Source organism: Streptomyces sp. NPDC003697 (assembly GCF_053587115.1).
On the sequence record NZ_JBSFNN010000172.1, the window covers coordinates 1 to 1620 of the forward strand.

At 71.2% G+C, this 1620-nt stretch carries 1 protein-coding gene; it reads right to left on the reverse strand.

All coding sequences use genetic code 11. The features are described from left to right. The coding region (locus ACWDNY_RS31385) for a polyketide synthase dehydratase domain-containing protein (RefSeq protein WP_451649202.1) at positions 1–1620 on the reverse strand (1620 nt) is incomplete at both ends.

Genomic DNA, 1620 nt, shown 5'->3' on the forward strand with positions numbered 1-1620 from the left:
CAACCCACCATCCCGCACCCGCACACAAGACTCACCACTGGCAAGCGCAGCCGCCAACACCTCCTGCCCGCAATCGCCATCCGCCTCCACCAGCAGGACCCGTCCCGGAAACTCCGCCTGCACCGAACGCACCAGACCACCCACCACAGCCCCCGCCACATCACCGGAAACCGTCACCACCACGACACGCCCATCACCACTTAGGCGATCGCGCAGCTCATTCAACGCACCTGCCAGCACCTGCGACACCGCGTCGCCGGCAGCAGGCACGCGCACCACCGCGGCATCCGGAGAGGCCTCGTCGGCGGCGGCTTCCGTCGGCAGGGGAATCCACCGCACCACGTGCAGATACCGTCCTGCCATGGCGACGACACCCGGCGCGTCGAACGCTCGCATCGCCAGCGAGCCGATGTCCGCGACGACCTCGCCGGTCGGGTCCGTGAGAGTGATTGCGACACCGCCGTCCGTCCGCCGCAGCCGAGCCCGCAGCACGGTCGCGCCGTGCGCGTGGAGCCGCACGCCGGTGAAGGAGAACGGCACCTGGGTGCGGCCGCCATCTGCGAGTCCGTCCACGGCCAAGGCATGGAACACGGCGTCAAGAAGCGCCGGGTGCAGGCCGCAGCGAGCGGCCTCGGCGCGCTGTGACTCGGCGATCTCCACCTCGGCGTAGAGGTCGGCGCCCGAGGACCAGGCGGCCCGCAGGCCCCGGAAGGCGGGGCCGTACGCATAGCCGTCGTCGGCGAGACGGGTGTACGCGTCATTCAGGTCGAGGGGTACGGCGTCGGCGGGCAGCCACGCGGAGGCCTGTGGCGGACGAGGTGCCTCCGTGGCGATCGTGCCCGTCGCATGACACGTCCACGGGCGGTCGTGCTCACCGCCCGGTTCAACAGTGCGGGAGTGGATGGCCAGGGCACGGCGGCCCTGCTCGTCGGCTCCCTGCACCACCACCTGGATCTGGACCTCTCCCCGCGCGGGCAGGACGAGAGGTTGCTCCAGGGTGAGTTCGGTGACCTCGTCGCAGTCGGCGGCCCGTGCGGCCTGGAGAGCGAGTTCGAGGAAGGCCGTTCCGGGCAGCAGGGTCGAGCCTGCGATGGCGTGGTCCGCCAGCCAGGGGTGCGTGCGCAACGACAGCAGACCGCTGAGCAGCAGCCCCTCCCCCTCGGCCGGGGTGACCAAGGCTCCCAGCAGCGGGTGGTCGGCGGTGTCGGTCAGACCGAATCGACGTGCGTCGCCGGCCAGGGCATGGGGGGCCAGCCAGTAGTGCTGGTGGTCGAAGGGGTAGGTGGGCAGGTCGACGGCAGCGGCCGGAGTCCGGGTGAACCACGCGGGCCAGTCGATGTCCATGCCGTTGACGTGGGCCCGGGCGAGCGCGGCCGGCAGTTCCTTGGGATCCGCCGTCACGCCGGCCACCACCCTGTCGGGGGCCACCTCGTTCAGGCCGTCCAGGGTTTCCTCGATCTGCTGGGTGATGGTCTGGTGGCCGGCGAGTTCCAGGAAGGTGCTGACTCCTTCGTCGTGCAGGCAGCGGACGGCATCGGCGAAGCGGACGGTGCGGCGGATGTGCCCGGCCCAGTAGCCCGGGTCGGCCAGTTCCTCGGTCCCGGCGATGCGTCCGGTCTC